General features: G+C 52.5%; 15 protein-coding genes and 1 tRNA gene. 9 read left to right on the top strand and 7 right to left on the bottom strand.

What is annotated here, in order from left to right:
- Positions 1 to 111: 111 nt before the first annotated feature.
- Both glnE and O1V65_RS21395 read right to left on the bottom strand, forming a co-directional pair.
- A complete protein-coding gene (gene glnE / locus O1V65_RS21400; RefSeq protein ID WP_269130011.1) occupies positions 112 to 2964 on the bottom strand; it encodes a bifunctional [glutamate--ammonia ligase]-adenylyl-L-tyrosine phosphorylase/[glutamate--ammonia-ligase] adenylyltransferase in 2853 nt (950 codons plus the stop codon).
- 52 nt (positions 2965 to 3016) lie between these two features.
- Complete coding sequence (locus O1V65_RS21395) at positions 3017 to 4324, bottom strand: CYTH domain-containing protein (protein WP_017492971.1); 1308 nt, start codon at positions 4322 to 4324, stop codon at positions 3017 to 3019.
- A 230-nt stretch (positions 4325 to 4554) separates the two neighbouring features.
- Between O1V65_RS21395 and O1V65_RS21390 the strand changes: the two genes are divergently transcribed.
- Positions 4555 to 5175, top strand: a complete 621-nt coding sequence (locus O1V65_RS21390) for a TIGR04211 family SH3 domain-containing protein (protein WP_269130010.1) — start codon at positions 4555 to 4557, stop codon at positions 5173 to 5175.
- A 195-nt stretch (positions 5176 to 5370) separates the two neighbouring features.
- Positions 5371 to 6609, top strand: coding sequence for a multifunctional CCA addition/repair protein (locus O1V65_RS21385; protein WP_017492973.1), 1239 nt, complete (start codon positions 5371 to 5373; stop codon positions 6607 to 6609).
- Between the two features lie 69 nt (positions 6610 to 6678).
- Here the strand turns inward: O1V65_RS21385 and bacA are convergent, their stop codons facing one another.
- Together bacA and folB are read right to left on the bottom strand one after the other, a co-directional pair.
- Positions 6679 to 7506 (bottom strand): undecaprenyl-diphosphate phosphatase, encoded by an 828-nt coding sequence (gene bacA / locus O1V65_RS21380; RefSeq protein WP_017492974.1) that lies wholly within the window; start codon positions 7504 to 7506, stop codon positions 6679 to 6681.
- Between the two features lie 180 nt (positions 7507 to 7686).
- Positions 7687 to 8046, bottom strand: coding sequence for a bifunctional dihydroneopterin aldolase/7,8-dihydroneopterin epimerase (gene folB, locus O1V65_RS21375; protein WP_084913069.1), 360 nt, complete (start codon positions 8044 to 8046; stop codon positions 7687 to 7689).
- Positions 8047 to 8221: 175 nt separating this feature from the next.
- Between folB and plsY the strand changes: the two genes are divergently transcribed.
- Positions 8222 to 8863, top strand: coding sequence for a glycerol-3-phosphate 1-O-acyltransferase PlsY (gene plsY, locus O1V65_RS21370; RefSeq protein WP_165428832.1), 642 nt, complete (start codon positions 8222 to 8224; stop codon positions 8861 to 8863).
- Positions 8864 to 9002: 139 nt separating this feature from the next.
- Here the strand turns inward: plsY and tsaD are convergent, their stop codons facing one another.
- Positions 9003 to 10016 carry a tRNA (adenosine(37)-N6)-threonylcarbamoyltransferase complex transferase subunit TsaD gene (gene tsaD, locus O1V65_RS21365; RefSeq protein WP_084913067.1) on the bottom strand — a complete coding sequence of 338 codons (1014 nt, stop codon included), beginning with the start codon at positions 10014 to 10016 and terminating at the stop codon, positions 9003 to 9005.
- Between the two features lie 347 nt (positions 10017 to 10363).
- Between tsaD and rpsU the strand changes: the two genes are divergently transcribed.
- The 3 genes from rpsU (at position 10364) to rpoD (ending at position 14696) form a co-directional block, all read left to right on the top strand.
- Positions 10364 to 10579: a 30S ribosomal protein S21 gene (rpsU, locus tag O1V65_RS21360; RefSeq protein WP_001144069.1), complete on the top strand. Its 216-nt coding sequence runs from the start codon at positions 10364 to 10366 to the stop codon at positions 10577 to 10579.
- 190 nt (positions 10580 to 10769) lie between these two features.
- Positions 10770 to 12515 (top strand): DNA primase, encoded by a 1746-nt coding sequence (dnaG, locus tag O1V65_RS21355; RefSeq protein WP_017493530.1) that lies wholly within the window; start codon positions 10770 to 10772, stop codon positions 12513 to 12515.
- 342 nt (positions 12516 to 12857) lie between these two features.
- Entirely contained in the window at positions 12858 to 14696 is a 1839-nt protein-coding gene (rpoD, locus tag O1V65_RS21350) for an RNA polymerase sigma factor RpoD (protein ID WP_017493531.1), read from the top strand.
- A 92-nt stretch (positions 14697 to 14788) separates the two neighbouring features.
- On the opposite strand, the gene mug is transcribed toward rpoD, so the two are convergent.
- A complete protein-coding gene (gene mug, locus O1V65_RS21345) occupies positions 14789 to 15283 on the bottom strand; it encodes a G/U mismatch-specific DNA glycosylase (RefSeq protein WP_017493532.1) in 495 nt (164 codons plus the stop codon).
- A 143-nt stretch (positions 15284 to 15426) separates the two neighbouring features.
- Here mug and O1V65_RS21340 point away from each other — a divergent pair.
- Positions 15427 to 15503 (top strand) — tRNA-Ile (locus O1V65_RS21340).
- 203 nt (positions 15504 to 15706) lie between these two features.
- A complete protein-coding gene (locus O1V65_RS21335; protein WP_017493533.1) occupies positions 15707 to 15865 on the top strand; it encodes a hypothetical protein in 159 nt (52 codons plus the stop codon).
- Positions 15866 to 15971: 106 nt separating this feature from the next.
- Here the strand turns inward: O1V65_RS21335 and O1V65_RS21330 are convergent, their stop codons facing one another.
- Positions 15972 to 17234 carry a glycoside hydrolase family 28 protein gene (locus O1V65_RS21330; RefSeq protein WP_269130009.1) on the bottom strand — a complete coding sequence of 421 codons (1263 nt, stop codon included), beginning with the start codon at positions 17232 to 17234 and terminating at the stop codon, positions 15972 to 15974.
- Between the two features lie 268 nt (positions 17235 to 17502).
- On the opposite strand from O1V65_RS21330, the gene O1V65_RS21325 reads away from it, so the two are divergent.
- Positions 17503 to 18174, top strand: coding sequence for a YecA/YgfB family protein (locus O1V65_RS21325; RefSeq protein ID WP_017493535.1), 672 nt, complete (start codon positions 17503 to 17505; stop codon positions 18172 to 18174).
- Positions 18175 to 18327 lie beyond the last annotated feature (153 nt).

Raw genomic sequence — 18327 nt, 5'->3', positions numbered from 1 at the left:
TGAACAAATCGTAGCCAAAATGGTGTTGTTCGTAGCGAAAATCGTTTTGTCACACCAAAAACAATGCGCGCGATAATATCACAAGCGAAAAAGGTTGTTGGTAAAACCGACTCAGCTCAGCCAACGCTGCCAGCTCTCGATCACCTGCTCGCGCTCGGTGACAAACATATCGACCGCAACTTTCCCATTATGTTCCTGTAAAGCCAGATGATGTATTTCATCACGCAGGGTCACATAGGCATGAGTCAGCTGTACCGCCTCCTCATGCGACATAATCTTGTACTTCGCCATCAGCTCGAAAATACGCACGTTATCAGACCAACGGGTCAGGTCAGGCTCAGTGCTGGCGTAGCGCAGAACCAGATACTGAGCGATAAATTCAATGTCGGTAATCCCGCCCGGATCTGCCTTGAGATCGAAAACGTCACCCTTTTTGGTTGCTAAATGAGCGACCATCTTTTCACGCATCTCGCGAACTTCTTTTTTCAACTGCTCGCCATCGCGCTGCTTACAAAGGATCTCGCGACGGATGCCGTTAATCTGCTGGGTCATTTCAGGACTGCCGTACACCACGCGGGCACGGACCAGCGCCTGATGCTCCCAGGTCCAGGCGTTTTCCTGCTGATATTCCCGGAAAGCGGTGAGGGTGCTGACCAGCATGCCCGAGGCGCCAGAAGGACGCAGACGATCGTCGACCTCATAAAGAATGCCCGACGCCGTGCGGGTGCTGAAAAGGTGCATGATGCGCTGCGCCAGACGCAGGTAAAACTGCCGTCCGTCGATGCTGCGTGGCCCGTCGGTCACCACATCCATTGGACAATCGTGCAGGAATACCAGGTCCATATCTGAACTGTAGCCCAACTCCCAGCCGCCCAGCTTGCCGTAGCCAATAACCGCAAAACCGCGCCCTTCCTGCTGCTGCAGATAGGTCGGCTGGCCATAGCGTGACAGCATATGGTCCCATGCCTGCTGGATAACCGCCGTCAGAATCGCCTCGGCCAGATAGGTCAGATGATCGCTGACCTTCATCACCGGCAGTACACCGGCAATATCTCCGGCGGCAATGCGCAGCTGCTGGGCCTGTTTGAACTGACGCAGCGCTTCGATTTGCTGCTCTTCGTCATCCGCTGGCACGCGCAATAGATACTGGCGCAGTTCATCGGGGTAGGACTCCGGAGCGATAGGCTGATATAGCGTGTTCGGGTCGAGGAGTTCGTCGAGGAGGATCGGGTGTCGTGCAAGCTGATTGGCCACCATCGGGGAGGCGGCACAGAGGCGAATAAGCTGTTTAAGCGCACCGGGATACTCCACCAGCAGCTCGATATAGGTGGTCCGCGTGACGATATTGAGCAGCAGCAGGGTCAGGCGCTGCAGCAGGACGTCGGCGTTTTTGTAAGTACACACTTGCGCCAGCATTCTTGGCATCAGCTGGTCGAGCTGGTCACGTCCACGTGGCCCGATGGTACGTTTGTCCACGTCCTGACGGAAATCGCCGATGGTGCGCAGCAGCCTGGTGCGGGCCTGTTCACTAAGAGGTTCGGCCAGCGGCAGCAGGTCGCCGTCATCGAGTTCATCGGTCCACAGGCTGTTGAACTGCTCCTGCTGTGGGTCATCACCGGCGTCTGGCGTGTCGTCGCCAATCAGGTCATCAAAGACCCCGCGCACCGCCAACATATGCTGGGTCGTGTGCTGATGCAGCTCGTCCCAGGTATTGAAATTCATGCCCCATGCGAGGCGCGCCCGGTTGAGATCATCACCCGGCAGGGTCTGCGTTTGTTCATCGGCAATAGCCTGTAGCAAGTTCTCAAGACGACGTAAAAACAGATAACTTTCATTGAGTTGACGGACCTGCGACTCGGGCAGCAGGTGCAGCGCCGCGACCGCCTGCAGGGTCGGCAGCAGCGCCCTCTGCTGAAGCGAGGGCTCACGGCCACCGCGTATCAGCTGGAACACCTGCACGATAAACTCAATCTCGCGGATACCGCCCGCGCCGAGCTTGATATTGTCTTTCAGCCCGCGACGGCGAACCTCACGGGCGATCATGCCTTTCATATTACGCAGTGACTGGATCACGCTGAAATCGATGTAGCGCCGAAACACGAACGGCTTCAGCATCTTGCGAATTTCCTGACTGCTGGCGTCTTCAGCGTCGCCCATCAGCTTGGCCTTGACCATCGCATAACGTTCCCAGTCTCGGCCCTGCTCCTGATAGTAATCTTCGAGCGCCGAGAAGCTCATTACCAGCGGACCGCTGTCACCAAAAGGGCGAAGGCGCATGTCAACGCGATAGACGAAGCCGTCAATAGTCGGCTGATCCAACGCTTTAATCAGACGTTGACCCAAACGGATAAAAAATTGGGCGTTTTCGAGCTGACGACGTCCGCCCTGTGTCTGCCCGTTTTCCGGATAAGAGAAAATCAGGTCGATATCAGAGGAAAAATTAAGTTCACCCCCACCGAGTTTGCCCATACCTAAAATCAGCAGTTTCTGCGGCTCACCCGCCGCGTTTACCGGCGTGCCCCACTCGCGGCAACAGGTCTCGTAGAGCCAGTCGCGGGCGGCGACGATCAGCGTCTCGGCCAATACGCTCAGCTGCTGTAGCGTTTGCTCGCAGCTGCTAGTTTGCATCGCCTGCGACCAGCTGATACGCAGCATTTTAGCCTTGCGAAACTGGCGCAGTGCCTTCATCAGCCCCGCTTCGTCCTGTACCTTAGCCAGCTCGTCGGCAAGCTCCTGTGCATAATATTGCCACTCATCCACGCGCGGCGGGTTGGCGGAAATCTCCTGCCACCACTGCGGATGCACAATAAAGTTCTCACTCATAAAGTCACTGCTGGCAAGCACGCGTAGCGCACCTTCGGTGAGCGGAGGCAGGTCGTTTAATTGCTGTTGTTCTTGGCTTTGTTTAAAACGCAGGTGCAGCTTTTCGGCCTGAGCCGCGAGCAGCGGGGTGAGAGGCAACATTCTTGGGTTCCTTTCATAGTCGGCCTGACGTGGCGTCAGGCCGGGCTTAGGATTAGCGGGGTTGTCCGTTTAACCAAAACGCAGTCTGCATCACCGCGTGCTGACGAGCCGAGTCTTCCCAGGCGTGCTGTTGCTGCACGATAGCCTGCTGAAGTTCAGTCCAGACATTAATATAAGCCATTGATTCCTCTAGAGGATAAGCTCCGCTCAGAAGGTGGAAGGCGATCACCTGGCGCTTCAGGCGCGCGAGCTGGTCGCGGAATCCCTCTTCGGTCAGCGACTGGGCGAAAGCCTCTTTCAAGTCTGCCGCAGTGCGGCCAAGCATGATATCGGCGAATCGCTTGAAGGAGCCGTCGAGCTTCTTCTGCGACTTATCGTCGACGAATGGCTTCCAGGCCTGGTTTGCCAACCATGAAGTGAGTGCTAACTTACATTGCAGATAGTCTGCACTGAGGCAGGTTTCCTGCGCGTCCAGCCCTTTCTTCTCGAGCTTTTCCGCCAATGCAGTCAGCGCAGCGCGCAGCTCGGTAGAGGCTTTGCGTGGAATGAGTCCGCCGTAAATCACCAGCGTCTGGCGCACGGCCTCAACGCCTTGCAAAACGCTGATACGCGCGGTTTTGTCGCCACGCACCCACAGCTCTTCGTGATACTGCCAGTGGCTTAACGCCAGCTCAAGCATGCCGCTAAGAGCTTGTTCTACGGTCGCTTTAGGGGCCGCGTGGAAAACAGGCAGCGCACGCGCTTCTCGCACCACGTTGCCCTGTGCCAGATGATAACCGCGTGCCGCCTTACTCAGGCCGCCGAGACGCAGTCCACCGTTTTTACCCAGCAGTGCCGCCAGCGCCAGTAAATCACCGGTATTGCCCTTTTTGATCTCGAGTTCGATTTCAGAAAGCGACTCTGACTGCTCACCCGCCGTCACGTGACCTTGGTCGAGGCCAAGCTCAATCTCGCTTTGCTGGTAAGTGATCACCCACTTCTCACGCACAAAATCAGTACGGAACAGTGGCTTCAGCTCGGCCTGTAGCGCGGTGACGTCGAAACCCTCTGGCCAGATATCAGCCGGGAACAGGCTCAGGTCCAGCTCAGGCTTCTTGATACTGACATTGTATTCAGGACGCTGATGTAGCCCCGCCACCACTTTTCCGGCGGTCTTGATAGTCATCTCGTAGCTGTCGTCAAAACCACGAATACGCAGCCCCATATCCAGCTTACGCAGGCGGTTATCCGCCGTTTCATAATAAATATTGGTGAGCTTCTGTGGCGCAGAGTGCTCACAGGTAAACGCAGCCAACTGCTCAGGAAGCTCGGCAATTGCCGCAGGAGTGGCAATAAATTTTAATTCTATTTCTAAGGTCATAAGTCTTTGCACCGCTTCTTCGCTGATAAAGCATTTTAGTTTAAAAAAGTTTAGGCAATTCTATCATACACGCCCGCCGGGAGCCGCATCTCGTGGGATTGTAAGATAGTTCTCATTTAGGTTTATGCATTGCGTCGTCACACTGTTGCCCTTACTATCGTTCATCACAAATTTTATCGACAGATGGGGCACTGATTCACAGGCCCGCCAACTACGAAGAATGACGAATAATGAATAAATTACGCCTTTTTGGTTTCGCTTTGCTCACTTTAGGCATCACTTGGGGCGCTCACGCCGATGAGAAGCGCTACATTTCCGACGATTTGATTACCTATATTCACAGCGGCCCAGGCAATCAGTTTCGCATTGTCGGTGCGCTGAATTCTGGTGATGAAGTCACCTTAAAGAGCGTCAACTCTGCCACCAACTATGGCCAAATCGTTGACGCTAAAGGCCGCGATGCTTGGATCCCACTCGACCAGTTGAGCACATCGCCAAGTCTGCGCACCCAGGTACCCGACCTTCAGCAGCAGGTGAAAACCCTGACTGACAAGCTGAGCAATATTGATAATAGCTGGAACCAGCGCACCGCCGAGATGCAGCAAAAAGTTGCCTCGAGCGATAGCATTATCAACGGTCTGAAGAAAGAAAATCAGGATCTGAAAAACCAGCTGCTCGTGGCGCAGAAGAAAGTCAGCGCGGTGAACGTCCAGCTGGATGACAAGCAGAGAACCATTATTCTTCAATGGTTTATGTACGGCGGTGGCGTGGCAGGCATTGGCCTGATCCTCGGTCTGCTGTTGCCTCACCTGGTTCCACGTCGCAAGAAGAAAGATCGCTGGATGAGCTGAGTTTCTTAACTCCGCACTATAAAGCTGATTTCAGAAAAGGCACTTCACGTGCCTTTTCGTGTTGCTGCCAGTCAGCCATTTCACGCCAAATCCAGCATTGTTGACAGACTGATAGGCAGAAATCGCGTTAACAAATTTGCTACAATAAGGGCTTAATCCCTTTTTGGTTTGTTTATCTTCATCAGGAGTTATCTCGTGGAAATCTATCTGGTCGGCGGTGCCGTCCGCGACAGTCTGTTAAATCTCGCCGTTAGTGAGCACGATTGGGTCGTGGTCGGTTCCACGCCCGAGGCAATGCTCGAACTTGGCTATCAACAGGTTGGCAAAGATTTTCCGGTATTCCTCCATCCGGTCAGCCGCGACGAATATGCCCTTGCCCGCACCGAACGCAAGTCTGGCGCTGGGTATAACGGCTTTACCTGCTATGCCTCGCCGGACGTCACGCTCGAGCAGGACCTGATGCGCCGTGATTTAACCATCAATGCCATCGCACGCAGCGCCGAAGGTGAGCTGGTCGACCCCTATCATGGGCAGGCCGACATTGAAGCGCGCGTGCTGCGTCACGTTTCCGATGCCTTCGGTGAAGACCCCTTACGCGTTCTGCGTTTGGCGCGCTTTGCCGCTCGCTTTGCTCATCTGGGCTTTACTATTGCGCCAGAAACTCAGCGTTTGATTACAGAAATGGCCGCCAGCGGTGAACTTGAGGCTCTGACCCCGGAAAGAGTTTGGAAAGAGACCGAGAAGGCGCTGCAAACCCAGGATCCTCAGGTTTATTTCCAGGTGTTACGTGATTGCAACGCCCTCAAAGTTCTGTTCCCGGAAATCGATGCGCTATTTGGTGTGCCAGCGCCCGCCAAATGGCATCCAGAAATAGACACCGGCATACACACCCTGATGACGTTAAAGCTGGCCGCAGAACTCAGCCCAGCTGTCGATATCCGCTTCTCGGCGCTATGCCACGATCTGGGTAAAGGCTTAACGCCAAAAGAACATTGGCCAAGCCATCACGGCCATGGTCCAGCGGGCGTGAAACTGGTCGAAGGACTGTGCCAGCGGCTGCGCGTGCCGACCGCTATTCGCGATTTGGCGGTGCTGGTCGCGGAATTCCACGATCTCATCCATACCGTTGAAAGACTGCGTCCCGAGACGTTGCTCAAGTTGTTCGATACCATAGACGTCTGGCGTAAACCTCAGCGCCTCGAACAGATGATACTGACCAGTGAGGCCGATGCCCGTGGCAGAACTGGCTTTGAGCGTAATCCCTATCCGCAGGGCGATTATGTGCGCGCCGCGTTTGCCGCTGCTAACAGCGTATCGATCAAAGAGGTTGTGGAGTCAGGTTTGCAGGGTATGGCCATTCGTGAAGAACTCAGCAAACGTCGCGTTGCCGCGATTGCTGAATGGCGGGAGCATCAGGAAATCCTGGCCCGCTAAATATCGACTTATCGTCATCAGAAAACAAAAAACCCGCCGAGGCGGGTTTTTTAATGCTTTCTCACTCTATCAGGTCAGGAATACCCAATAGACCAGCGCCGCGACCACGAAACGATAAATGGCGAACGGCACAAACGAAATACGTTTGATCAATGCCAGGAAGGTTTTAATCGCAATCAGCGCCACGATAAACGCGGTAACGAAGCCGACGGCAAACATCGGTAAGTCAGACCAGCTCAGAATCGAGTGATTCTTATAGAGATCGAGCGCGCTGGCGCCCAACATCATCGGAACCGCAAGCAGGAAGGAATATTCAGAGGCGGCATAGCGGCTCACGCCCATCAGCAGCCCACCGCCGATAGTTGCGCCTGAACGTGAGAATCCCGGCCACAGCGCAAGACACTGGAAACAACCAATCAGGAATGCCTGAAGGTAAGTAATATCATCAACGCCGACCGCTTTCGGGAATTTCGGCTTTACCCATTCAGCGATGAGAATATAGATACCCCCGACCACCAGCGCATACATGACATATTTAGGCTCGAAAAGCGCCTTAATATCATGGCTAAACACCAGGCCAATTACGACTGCCGGAAGCATACCCAGAATAATATGCAGCAGGGTAAGATGACCCTTACCTATTCCTTCATGCTCGACCTTCTTACCAAAATGAATGCCAATCAGCCCAAACAGACGACGCCAGAACATCACGACAACGGCAAGAATAGACCCTAGCTGGATGATAACTTCAAAAACTTTAGATTTATCATCGGTGTAACCCATCAGGTTACCGGCGATAATCAAATGTCCGGTTGACGATACAGGTAAGAATTCAGTCAAGCCCTCGACGATACCTAAAATCAGCGCAATTAATAGCTGATGGCCTTCAGTTACCATAATATTCCCTGCCCCAGAGAGAGATTCATTTAAAACGCAAAATGCGTAGCGCTTAAGACAAAATTAAGAATTTGCCTAGTTTTACCCTAAATACAACATCTGAACGTGGTCATTAGTAATGCTTTATTATGACAGCAGTTTTTCAACTTATACTTTTAAAAGGATAATTTAAACGAAAATTTATTTACTGCGCGTTCCACGCTCAATAATCACGCCGACATTCGCCGCATGAGCAATGGCGCCAGGCTTACTTAATTTAATTTTGACCCACGGGGTATTGAAGCGCGCCATCAGCAGGCTTGCGACCTCTTCGGCCACTCTCTCGACCAGTGCAAAGCTGTGGGAAGTGACATGTTGGATAACCACGTCGCTGACGTCTGCATAGCTTAGACAGTCATTCACGTCATCGCTCTTGGCGGACTTTCGGTTGTCCCAGGCAAGTTCGATATCGAACACCAGCTTCTGCTGAATGGTTTGTTCCCAGTCAAAAGCGCCGATTGTGGTGATTACATTAAGTTGTTCTATAAATACGATATCCATCACGCGTTTCTCCGTTTTAGGCCTTGCCGGAGTTGCCCGATCAATTCCAAAATGCAGTGAGAGAGCTTACTTACCTGCGGCTTGAAGGATGATGGGTATACCACTTCCAGCGGAAAATGCGTATTATCCATGGATGTTGTGATTAAAACGACCCCTAATAGACGGAATTGCTTTTATGAGTGCAACCGCGCTTGGAATGATTATTTTCGCCTACCTTTGCGGCTCGATTTCCAGTGCTATTCTGGTCTGCCGCCTGGCGAGATTACCCGATCCCCGAACCCAAGGCTCCGGCAATCCGGGCGCTACTAACGTCCTGAGAGTGGGGGGTAAAGCAGCGGCAGCCACCGTGCTGGTCTTCGACATTTTGAAGGGCATGTTGCCGGTGTGGGTGGCCTATAAGCTCAACGTGACCCCGATGTATCTTGGCCTAACGGCAATCGCGGCCTGCGTTGGTCATATTTATCCCGTCTTTTTCCGCTTCAAGGGCGGTAAAGGTGTGGCGACCGCGTTAGGCGCCATTGCCCCCATCGGCTGGGACCTGACCGGACTGATGACCGGCACCTGGCTGTTAACGGTGCTGCTGAGCGGCTACTCCTCGCTCGGCGCGATTATCAGTGCGCTGATTGCGCCTTTTTATGTCTGGTGGTTCAAACCACAGTTTACCTTCCCCGTCGCCATGCTTTCGTGCCTGATACTGCTTCGCCATCATGACAATATTCAACGTCTGTGGCGCGGTCAGGAAACCAAAATCTGGACGCGGCTGAAAGAGAAGAAAGCGGCCAGAAAAGCCGCCGAAGAAGCGAAAAGTAACAAATAGCCGACATAAAAAAACGATCTCAAGGGTCGTTTTTTAGTTTCCGGCGCGTCATACAAAGCTTGCGTTAGACATTGAGAGACAAGTCGCCTGAGGCCGGTCCCTGTTTCGAAGCAAGTCAGCAATACCCTTGTCACTCGCCTTACACAGGCGCGAGTTCATCCAGAGGCCATCGAGGGCGTACAGAAATACTCAAATCTGTATTCGCGCTGGTTTTCAACCGCACCATGCCCGCATAGGCAATCATCGCGCCGTTATCGGTACAGAATTCAGGGCGCGCATAAAACACTTCTCCACCGCGTTTTTCCATGACCTCAGCCAGTTTACTGCGCAGCGTGCGGTTTGCACTTACGCCACCCGCCATCACCAGACGCTTGAAGCCGGTCTGCTCTAACGCTCTTTTACACTTGATAGCCAGGGTATCGACCACCGCATCTTCGAAGGCGCGGGCGATATCGGCGTGAGTCTGGGCATCGTTTTCATTACCGCGAATCGTGTTGGCAGCAAAGGTTTTCAGCCCCGAGAAGCTGAAATCGAGCCCTGGGCGATCGGTCATCGGACGCGGGAACGTGAAGCGTCCGGCCACGCCCTGCTGGGCCATTTTCGACAGCAATGGACCACCGGGGTAATCCAGACCCAGCAGTTTTGCTGTTTTATCAAAGGCCTCACCCGCTGCGTCGTCAATTGACTCACCGAGCAGAGTGTATTCGCCAATGCCGGTAACGCTAATGAGCTGGGTGTGACCACCAGAAACCAGCAGCGCCACAAAGGGGAATTCAGGCGGGTTATCTTCGAGCATAGGGGCTAAAAGATGCCCTTCCATATGGTGAACGGGGATAGCGGGAACGTTCCAGGCAAACGCCAGAGAGCGCCCGATAGTGGCACCGACCAGCAGCGCGCCAACCAGTCCCGGACCGGCCGTATAGGCCACACCGTCGATATCGGCAGCGCTAAGGTTAGCCTCTTTCAGCGCTTCCTTGATCAGGGGCAACGTCTTGCGCACGTGGTCGCGTGAGGCCAATTCTGGCACCACACCACCGTAGTCAGCGTGCAGTTTTACCTGACTATACAGTTGATTAGCCAATAACCCGTTTTCGGTGTCGTAAATTGCAATGCCGGTTTCATCGCAGGACGTTTCAATACCCAGTACTCGCATCACTCTTTCCATCATGTTTTCGCGCTATCTCGCGGCGCGTAGTCTAGCACATAACCCGCCGACGGTATTACATCGTCGACGTCAGAACGCGCGTTTTATGCGCACAATCGCCAGCTTTTTGCACAAATCAATGATTAATGTCGAGCAATTCAAATTGATTGGTATATAATCGGCGGCCGACGCAAAAGCGAGCGCACAGTCCATCGATAAATGGATTGTAATGCGCCTGTTTCAATTTGCCATTGGGCTTTACAAGGCTAGGCAAGTTGGAGTAAAATTCCGCACCATTTTGAAATGAGCTGGCACAACGCTAGCGAACAAACCGATTTTATCGAGGTGAGAGGCACATGCCTGTAATTAAAGTACGTGAAAACGAGCCGTTCGACGTAGCTCTGCGTCGCTTCAAGCGTTCCTGCGAAAAAGCAGGTGTTTTGGCTGAAGTTCGTCGTCGTGAATTCTATGAAAAACCGACTACCGAACGTAAACGCGCTAAAGCATCTGCAGTAAAACGCCACGCCAAGAAACTGGCTCGCGAAAACGCACGTCGCACTCGTCTGTATTAATTCTTCGGGGGCAACCCCACCCGCGTGATACTGTTTTTTAAAACGCGCAGACCGAGTAGTTGCATACGAAGGCCGTGCTTTCCGAAAGGAATGCGCGGCTTGTTCTCGTTTATAGGCTACACCCAATAAATTTCGTGATGCGGCAAGCGCAGCAGCGCGACTGATTAAAGGGTAAGTGAGTAAGGGGCTTATGGCTGGGAGAATTCCGCGCGTTTTTATCAATGACTTGCTGGCTCGTACCGATATTGTCGATCTCATCGATGCTCGGGTAAAGCTCAAGAAACAAGGCAAGAATTATCACGCGTGCTGCCCATTTCACCATGAGAAAACACCCTCATTCACCGTAAACGGCGATAAGCAGTTTTATCATTGTTTCGGCTGTGGAGCACACGGCAACGCCGTCGACTTCCTGATGAACTACGACAGACTCGAGTTTGTTGAGTGCATCGAGGAACTGGCGACCATGCAAGGTCTGGAAGTGCCGTATGAAGTTGGCACCGGCCCGACTCCGATGGAACGTCATCAGCGTCAAAGTCTTTACCAGTTGATGGAGCCGCTCAGCGCCTTCTATCAGCAGTCACTTAAGCAGCCTGCCGGGGCACCTGCCCGCGACTATCTGGCTCAACGCGGTTTAAGCGATGAGGTTATCAATCATTTTGCCATCGGTTTCGCCCCTGCGGGTTGGGACAACGCGCTAAAGCGCTTTGGTAAAACGGCCGACGACAGAAGCTCTCTGACCGACGCTGGCATGTTGATTACCAACGAACAAGGACGCAGTTATGACCGGTTTCGCGAACGTGTCATGTTTCCTATCCGCGATAAGCGCGGCCGGGTCATTGCGTTTGGTGGACGAGTGCTGGGTGACGCATTACCCAAATACCTCAACTCACCGGAAACCGAGATTTTCCATAAAGGCCGCCAGTTGTATGGCCTTTATGAAGCACAGTTGAATCACCCTACTCCTGCCCGACTTCTGGTGGTTGAGGGGTATATGGACGTCGTCGCGCTGGCGCAGTTTGGCATCGATTATGCCGTTGCGTCGCTGGGCACCTCCACCACGGCTGAACACATTCAACTGTTGTTCCGCGCAACCGACACGGTGATTTGCTGTTACGACGGCGACCGTGCGGGGCGTGAAGCAGCATGGCGTGCGCTGGAAACGGCCCTGCCCTATTTGCAGGATGGCCGTCAGCTGCGCTTTATGTTTTTACCCGACGGCGAAGACCCGGATACGCTGGTGCGTAAAGAGGGCAAGCAGGCGTTCGAACAACGTATGGAAGAGGCGCATTCGATTTCGACCTTCCTGTTCGACACGTTAATGCCGCAGGTCGACCTGAGCAGTCCTGAAGGGCGCACCAAGCTGAGCATGCTCGCGCTGCCGCTGATAAGTCAGGTGCCAGGCGAGACGCTGCGGCTGTACTTGCGTCAGCAGTTGGGGAACAAACTCGGGATTTTAGATGATAGCCAGCTGGAAAAACTGATGCCGAAACCGGCGGAGAGTGCAAATAGCTACCAGGCGCCCCAGCTAAAACGCACAACCATGCGTATACTGATAGGGTTACTGGTACAAAATCCACAACTGGCTACACTTATACCCTCGTTGCAAGGTTTAGAGCAATCAAAACTTCCAGGTCTTGATTTGCTGAAAGAACTGGCCGACATCTGCAACGCACAGCCAGGCCTGAAAACAGGCCAGTTGCTGGAGATGTACCGCGATAATAAATTCGGCCCACAGCTTGAAATCCTGGCAATGTGGGACGATATAGCAGATAGGGACATTGCAGAAAAAACATTCCTGGACGCGTTGGACCATTTGTTCGATTCAGCACTGGTACAAAGGCTAGAAACATTGATTGCCCGCTCACGAACTGAAGGCTTGAGTGCCGAAGAGCGGGAAGAAGTCAGAGCCATTACCGAAGCGCGCAGAAAGCGTTAAAACGCTTAATAACAGAATTTACGCAAAGTAGTGAAGCCAAAACTTCAGATACTCAGCGTCACGCAAAGCCATTGAAGTTACAGCAAGGCGGTAAGCTGAATTAATCGCCAGTTACGTACACTAAGTAATTGACTGGTGTGAATGAACGTAGCCAACAGCGCTGTAGCTTCATGGACAAAGCGTTAAAGAACTCACGGCTTAAGTGCCGATATATAGCGGGATGCTACCCCGCAAAATGCCGCCATAGTGGGCCGCGGCGAAATCAAATACGCCCCAAATGTTATAGTTGGCGGTTTCGCCGACCGACACCAACCCAATACTCTGAAGTGTGGATACCGTCTTATGGAGCAAAACCCGCAGTCACAGCTTAAGCTACTTGTCACCCGTGGTAAGGAGCAAGGCTATTTGACCTTTGCTGAGGTCAATGACCATCTGCCGGAAGATATCGTCGACTCCGACCAGATCGAAGACATCATCCAGATGATCAACGACATGGGTATACAGGTACTTGAAGAAGCGCCTGATGCCGATGACTTGATGCTGGCCGAAAATAGACCTGATACCGACGAAGATGCAGCAGAAGCAGCAGCGCAGGTGCTCTCAAGCGTAGAATCTGAAATCGGCCGTACCACCGACCCTGTGCGTATGTACATGCGCGAGATGGGTACCGTAGAACTTCTGACCCGTGAAGGCGAAATCGATATCGCTAAACGTATCGAAGACGGTATCAACCAGGTTCAGTGTTCGGTTGCTGAATACCCTGAAGCTATCACCTATTTGTTAGAGCAATATGACCGTGTTGAAGCGGGCGAAGCACGCCTGTCCGATCTGATCACCGGTTTCGTTGACCCTAACGCAGAAGAAGAAGTTGCACCGACCGCGACGCACGTTGGTTCTGAACTTTCTAATGAAGAATTAGACGACTCGGACGACGATGAAGACGAAGACGACGATGCTGAAGACGACAACAGCATCGACCCTGAACTGGCGCGCCAGAAGTTCACCGAACTGCGTGAACAACATGAAGCTACCCGTCAGGTTATCAAGAAAAACGGCCGCAGCCACAAGAGCTCTGCTGAAGAGATCCTGAAGCTGTCCGAAGTCTTCAAACAGTTCCGTTTGGTGCCAAAACAGTTCGACTTCCTGGTAAACAGCATGCGTTCCATGATGGATCGCGTCCGTGCTCAAGAACGTTTGATCATGAAGCTGTGCGTTGAACAGTGCAAAATGCCGAAGAAAAACTTCGTCAACCTGTTTGCCGGCAACGAAACCAACCAAACCTGGTTCGATGCTGCACTGGCAATGGCTAAGCCATGGTCTGAAAAACTGAAAGAAGTGACCGAAGACGTTCAGCGTGGGCTGCAAAAGCTGCGTCAGATCGAAGAAGAAACCGGTCTGACCATCGAGCAGGTCAAAGACATTAACCGTCGCATGTCGATCGGTGAAGCTAAAGCGCGTCGCGCCAAGAAAGAGATGGTTGAAGCGAACTTGCGTCTGGTTATTTCTATCGCCAAGAAATACACCAACCGCGGTCTGCAGTTCCTCGACCTGATTCAGGAAGGTAACATCGGCCTGATGAAAGCCGTTGATAAGTTTGAATATCGCCGTGGTTATAAGTTCTCGACTTATGCGACCTGGTGGATTCGTCAGGCTATCACCCGCTCCATCGCCGACCAGGCACGTACCATCCGTATCCCGGTGCATATGATTGAGACGATTAACAAGCTCAACCGTATTTCCCGTCAGATGCTGCAAGAGATGGGCCGTGAGCCAACGCCTGAAGAGCTGGCCGAACGTATGCTGATGCCGGAAGACAAGATCCGCAAAGTGCTGAAAATCGCCAAAGAGCCTATTTCCATGGAAACGCCAATCGGCGACGATGAAGATTCGCATCTGGGTGACTTCATTGAGGATACCACCCTCGAGCTGCCGCTGGATTCTGCAACCTCCGAGAGCCTGCGTTCTGCAACGCACGACGTGCTTGCAGGCCTGACCGCGCGTGAAGCGAAAGTTCTGCGTATGCGTTTCGGTATCGATATGAACACTGACCACACGCTGGAAGAAGTGGGCAAACAGTTCGACGTTACCCGTGAGCGTATTCGTCAGATCGAAGCCAAAGCGTTGCGTAAGCTGCGTCACCCGAGCCGCTCTGAAGTACTTCGTAGCTTCCTCGACGATTAGTCAATAATCGTTAGTTGAAAGCAAAAGCCCCGTCTGGATAATCCGACGGGGCTTTTTTATTGCCTACAAATGCTTGCAGGAGACGCAGAGCGCTATTTTATGGTATCGGACAACTGTTGATAGCTTTGAACGAGTTCGTCCAGCGTCGCGCGATTGAGGCCGCTTGGGTTGGGTAACACCCAGACTTCAGTATCGCCCAACGTTATTTCCTGACGCCCCCACGCGACCTTGCGGATGCCAAATGCGCTGCTGAATGCCTGCTTGCCGAGCACTGCCAGCGCCCTCGGCTGGTACTCCATCATCTTGGCTTTTAACGCCTCACCGCCGTCGCGCAGTTCATTGCGCGCCAACTCGGTAGCCTCTACGGTCGGCCTTTCAACCAGCATCGTGATACCGCAACCGGTATCCAGCAGATGCTGCTCCTCTTCCGGTTTCAACAAACGTTCTGTAAATCCCGCCTGGTGAATCACTTTCCAGAAACGGTTATTTGAATTGGCAAAGTGATAGCCGTGATGGGCGGTAGACAGACCCGGGTTGATACCACAGAAAACGACGCGCAGATTATGGTCGATAATGTCGGTGATCATGCTTGCTCCTTCAGCCTATTTTAATCTTGCTATCCTAAAAACTCGCAGCAATAACAACAAGCTAAAAGTTGCACATAAAACAAGCATACAGTCGGATGAAGTGTAGACCTGGAGTAGTTAACTACCGTATAATCCTGCACCGCGGCCCCTTAGCTCAGTTGGTTAGAGCACGCGACTCATAATCGCTTGGTCACTGGTTCAAGTCCAGTAGGGGCCACCAAATTTAGCTGTTAAATCAGCACATTAAGCCACTTCGCGAGGAGTGGCTTTTTTGTTTTTGGGGAAACTGGGCGACAAAATGGCAACAGAGAAAATTTAGTCGGCATAAAGTCAGCAAATGCAATTTTTGACTAAAATAAAACCACCTTCTAAAGGAGCCCTATCACTGATTACAATTCCTTCAAGCACAGTGAGGAATATAAAATGTCCGATAAAAATACCCGCCCCAAAGTAACGAAACAGCAAATCTACCGCTCCGTAGCTAGCTCAACGGCTATCGAAACTGGCGCAGCAGTGCAGACAATTGAGCAGAATCTTAAACAGTATCAGGCTCAAGCCAAGGCGGTTGGTTTAGCTCATTAATTGGGCGAGATGTCATCAACAGGCTGCAACATTGGCGTATAGTTACCTGAGACTCCTGCCTGAATAGCCTTGAAGCAGTCATTACCCCTAAGATAACTTAATAGATTCATTGGATTTGCATACCCCCTGTAACCTCCGGAAAGACGCCCTTCCCCACAACCTTCACCCGCGTATTCTCAATCTCCCAGCGCGCGCTCTTATCAAAGCGTACGCCATTGAGGGTGATGCCGATCGGATGGGCAGCGTCATAACCGCGCATGACGAGATTGCCCGTGCCGCCACTGACATGGGTCAGGGTAATGTTTTGATACTCTGGAATTAAATCTCCTTTGGCTTCAGGGTCGTAGCGGGTATCGAAATTGATCGGCCAGCGGTTGTTGCGCAGGATAACGTCCTGGAAAGCGACGTTTTTCACCAATCCTCCCCGGCTGGCATCGCTTTTGATTCGCAGGCCTGAAGTGGTGCCATCCAGCGTTAGTCCTCTGACTAAAACGTCGCTTACGCCGCTCGAGGTTTCACTGCCGATAGACATACCGTGTCCGGCGTAGAAATGGTTATCAATGAGAGAAATAAAATGGCTTCCCCCGCTGCTGCCCCCCTTGATGGCCACGTTATCGTCGCCGGTGCTGATGGTGGTGTGAGCAATGGTGACATCGGTTGCGGCACCGGGGTCGATGCCGTCGGTATTACGCGCCGTGGCGGGGGTATCGATTGTGACGCCCCATACGGTGATCCCTTCGACATGGTTCATCGCTAAATGGAAGTTGGGGGAATTTACCAATCGGATACGATAGAAAATAAGATTTTTAGCCTGCTCGAGCTGAATAAGTCGTGGAACGTTTTGCTGACTATGCTCTTTCTGCGCCCGTCGCGCGAGCTGCCACCACGACTCACGGCTGCCGGTCATTGGCTGCCCGCCTTGCCCGTCAATCACACCGTCGCCGACAATGCCGCCGCCGTCGTTTCCGTTAAATGTAATAAATGGTCGACAGCCGTTTCCAGGCGTTCCTAATGTTCCACAGGTTCCTTGCCCGCGATCGTAATCATGAGGATCGGTTGAGGCAGCAAGCACGGCGCGCTTATCTATCCAAAGGTATACGCCAGAGCGCATCAGCAAAGGCCCACTGAGGAAACGCCCTGCGGTCAATCGTACTGCCTCACCGGAAGGACAATGCGCGATTGCAGCCTGGATCCTCTGCCGATCGCTGCCCTCATCTTTAAGCGGTAGCAGTGTCACACAGATTTTTTTCGGAAACTCAGGCTCTAAAACGAATCGCCTGTCGGCCGCACACACGTTGGCTATCAATAAAATGCCCAAAAGGATAAAGAAAATCGGGGGCAAAATTGTAGGATTAAAAGCCAGTTTCATAGCCTGTCGCGCCTTAAAAGAGTGATATCTCAGCATGCTGGAAAAAATCACAACCGGATTTAAACAAATTATAAGTAACGAGGTACAATCTCGCGGGATAAGATAAAAAGGCTGATAATCAATCTCAGACGAAAGAGGTACGGACATGCTTGGAAAGTGGCTTTTCATCATCGCAGCATCCGCAGCACTCCTGATCTTCATTAACTGGGCGAAGATCTGGCCGTCCATCGAGCCACTACTTAGATAAAACTCCACGGGAGACGACAACATGAAAGAAGGACCACTGAACGAGAAAGAGCTGGAATGGCTTGAAGAGGTATTAGTCAAGTACGGCAATGACGATTCAGTTCTGGATGTTGCCGAGCTGGACGGCTTTCTGACTGCGATTCTTTCAGGCCCGCGCATGATTGAGCCGAGCGAATGGCTGGTCGCGCTGTGGGGCGGTGCTGAAAACATTCCTAAATGGGCGTCAGAGCGCGAGCTTAATCGCTTTATGGACCTGACCTTCCAGCACATGAATGATATTTCCGACAGATTGATTGATTATCCCGATCAGTTTGAGCCGCTTTTCGGCGTGCATACTATTGATGACGAAGACTATACCGTCGCCGAAGAGTGGTGCCACGGCTATATGCGCGGTGTCGATCTGGATGACTGGTCTGCGCTACCTGAATCGCTTACGGCTTCTCTCGACACCATCGCTCTACATGGTCGCGATGAAAACGAAGCGCGACTGGAAGCAATGTCGGATGAAGACGTTGAAGAAAATATCGAGAACATCATTCCTGCCGCGCTTGCTCTGCACGATTATTGGCTGAGCCAGCAGTCGGACGATCCTGCTCCGGCAGCAACGCCGAGCGTTGCTGCGCCAAAAATTGGCCGTAACGACCCTTGCACCTGCGGAAGCGGTAAAAAGTACAAAAACTGCTGCCTGCACTAACAGTAGAAGCCACCGTGCCAAACGGTGGCTTTACTTTCTTGCCCTTTCCGAAGCGCATTACGTCCGCCATTTGCTTGTAAGTATCCCGGCTTTAGTTCCACACACTTTTTGAGATTTCCGGTTTCTCAGCCATCAGCTGGGATACTTACAAAC

Source organism: Rouxiella badensis (assembly GCF_026967515.2).
GTDB classification, from domain to species: Bacteria; Pseudomonadota; Gammaproteobacteria; order Enterobacterales; family Enterobacteriaceae; genus Rouxiella; species Rouxiella badensis.
The sequence above is the reverse complement of the archived record's forward strand: the minus strand, read 5'-3'. Positions and strand labels throughout refer to the sequence as shown.

Bases quoted from the DNA above. Each gene is read 5' to 3' on its own strand.
- glnE (WP_269130011.1), bottom strand. From the start codon at position 2,964: ATGTTGCCTCTCACCCCGCTGCTCGCGGCTCAGGCCGAAAAGCTGCAC.
- O1V65_RS21395 (WP_017492971.1), bottom strand. From the start codon at position 4,324: ATGACCTTAGAAATAGAATTAAAATTTATTGCCACTCCTGCGGCAATT.
- O1V65_RS21390 (WP_269130010.1), top strand. From the start codon at position 4,555: ATGAATAAATTACGCCTTTTTGGTTTCGCTTTGCTCACTTTAGGCATC.
- bacA (WP_017492974.1), bottom strand. From the start codon at position 7,506: ATGGTAACTGAAGGCCATCAGCTATTAATTGCGCTGATTTTAGGTATC.
- folB (WP_084913069.1), bottom strand. From the start codon at position 8,046: ATGGATATCGTATTTATAGAACAACTTAATGTAATCACCACAATCGGC.
- plsY (WP_165428832.1), top strand. From the start codon at position 8,222: ATGAGTGCAACCGCGCTTGGAATGATTATTTTCGCCTACCTTTGCGGC.
- tsaD (WP_084913067.1), bottom strand. From the start codon at position 10,016: ATGCGAGTACTGGGTATTGAAACGTCCTGCGATGAAACCGGCATTGCA.
- rpsU (WP_001144069.1), top strand. From the start codon at position 10,364: ATGCCTGTAATTAAAGTACGTGAAAACGAGCCGTTCGACGTAGCTCTG.
- dnaG (WP_017493530.1), top strand. From the start codon at position 10,770: ATGGCTGGGAGAATTCCGCGCGTTTTTATCAATGACTTGCTGGCTCGT.
- rpoD (WP_017493531.1), top strand. From the start codon at position 12,858: ATGGAGCAAAACCCGCAGTCACAGCTTAAGCTACTTGTCACCCGTGGT.
- mug (WP_017493532.1), bottom strand. From the start codon at position 15,283: ATGATCACCGACATTATCGACCATAATCTGCGCGTCGTTTTCTGTGGT.
- O1V65_RS21335 (WP_017493533.1), top strand. From the start codon at position 15,707: ATGTCCGATAAAAATACCCGCCCCAAAGTAACGAAACAGCAAATCTAC.
- O1V65_RS21330 (WP_269130009.1), bottom strand. From the start codon at position 17,234: ATGAAACTGGCTTTTAATCCTACAATTTTGCCCCCGATTTTCTTTATC.
- O1V65_RS21325 (WP_017493535.1), top strand. From the start codon at position 17,503: ATGAAAGAAGGACCACTGAACGAGAAAGAGCTGGAATGGCTTGAAGAG.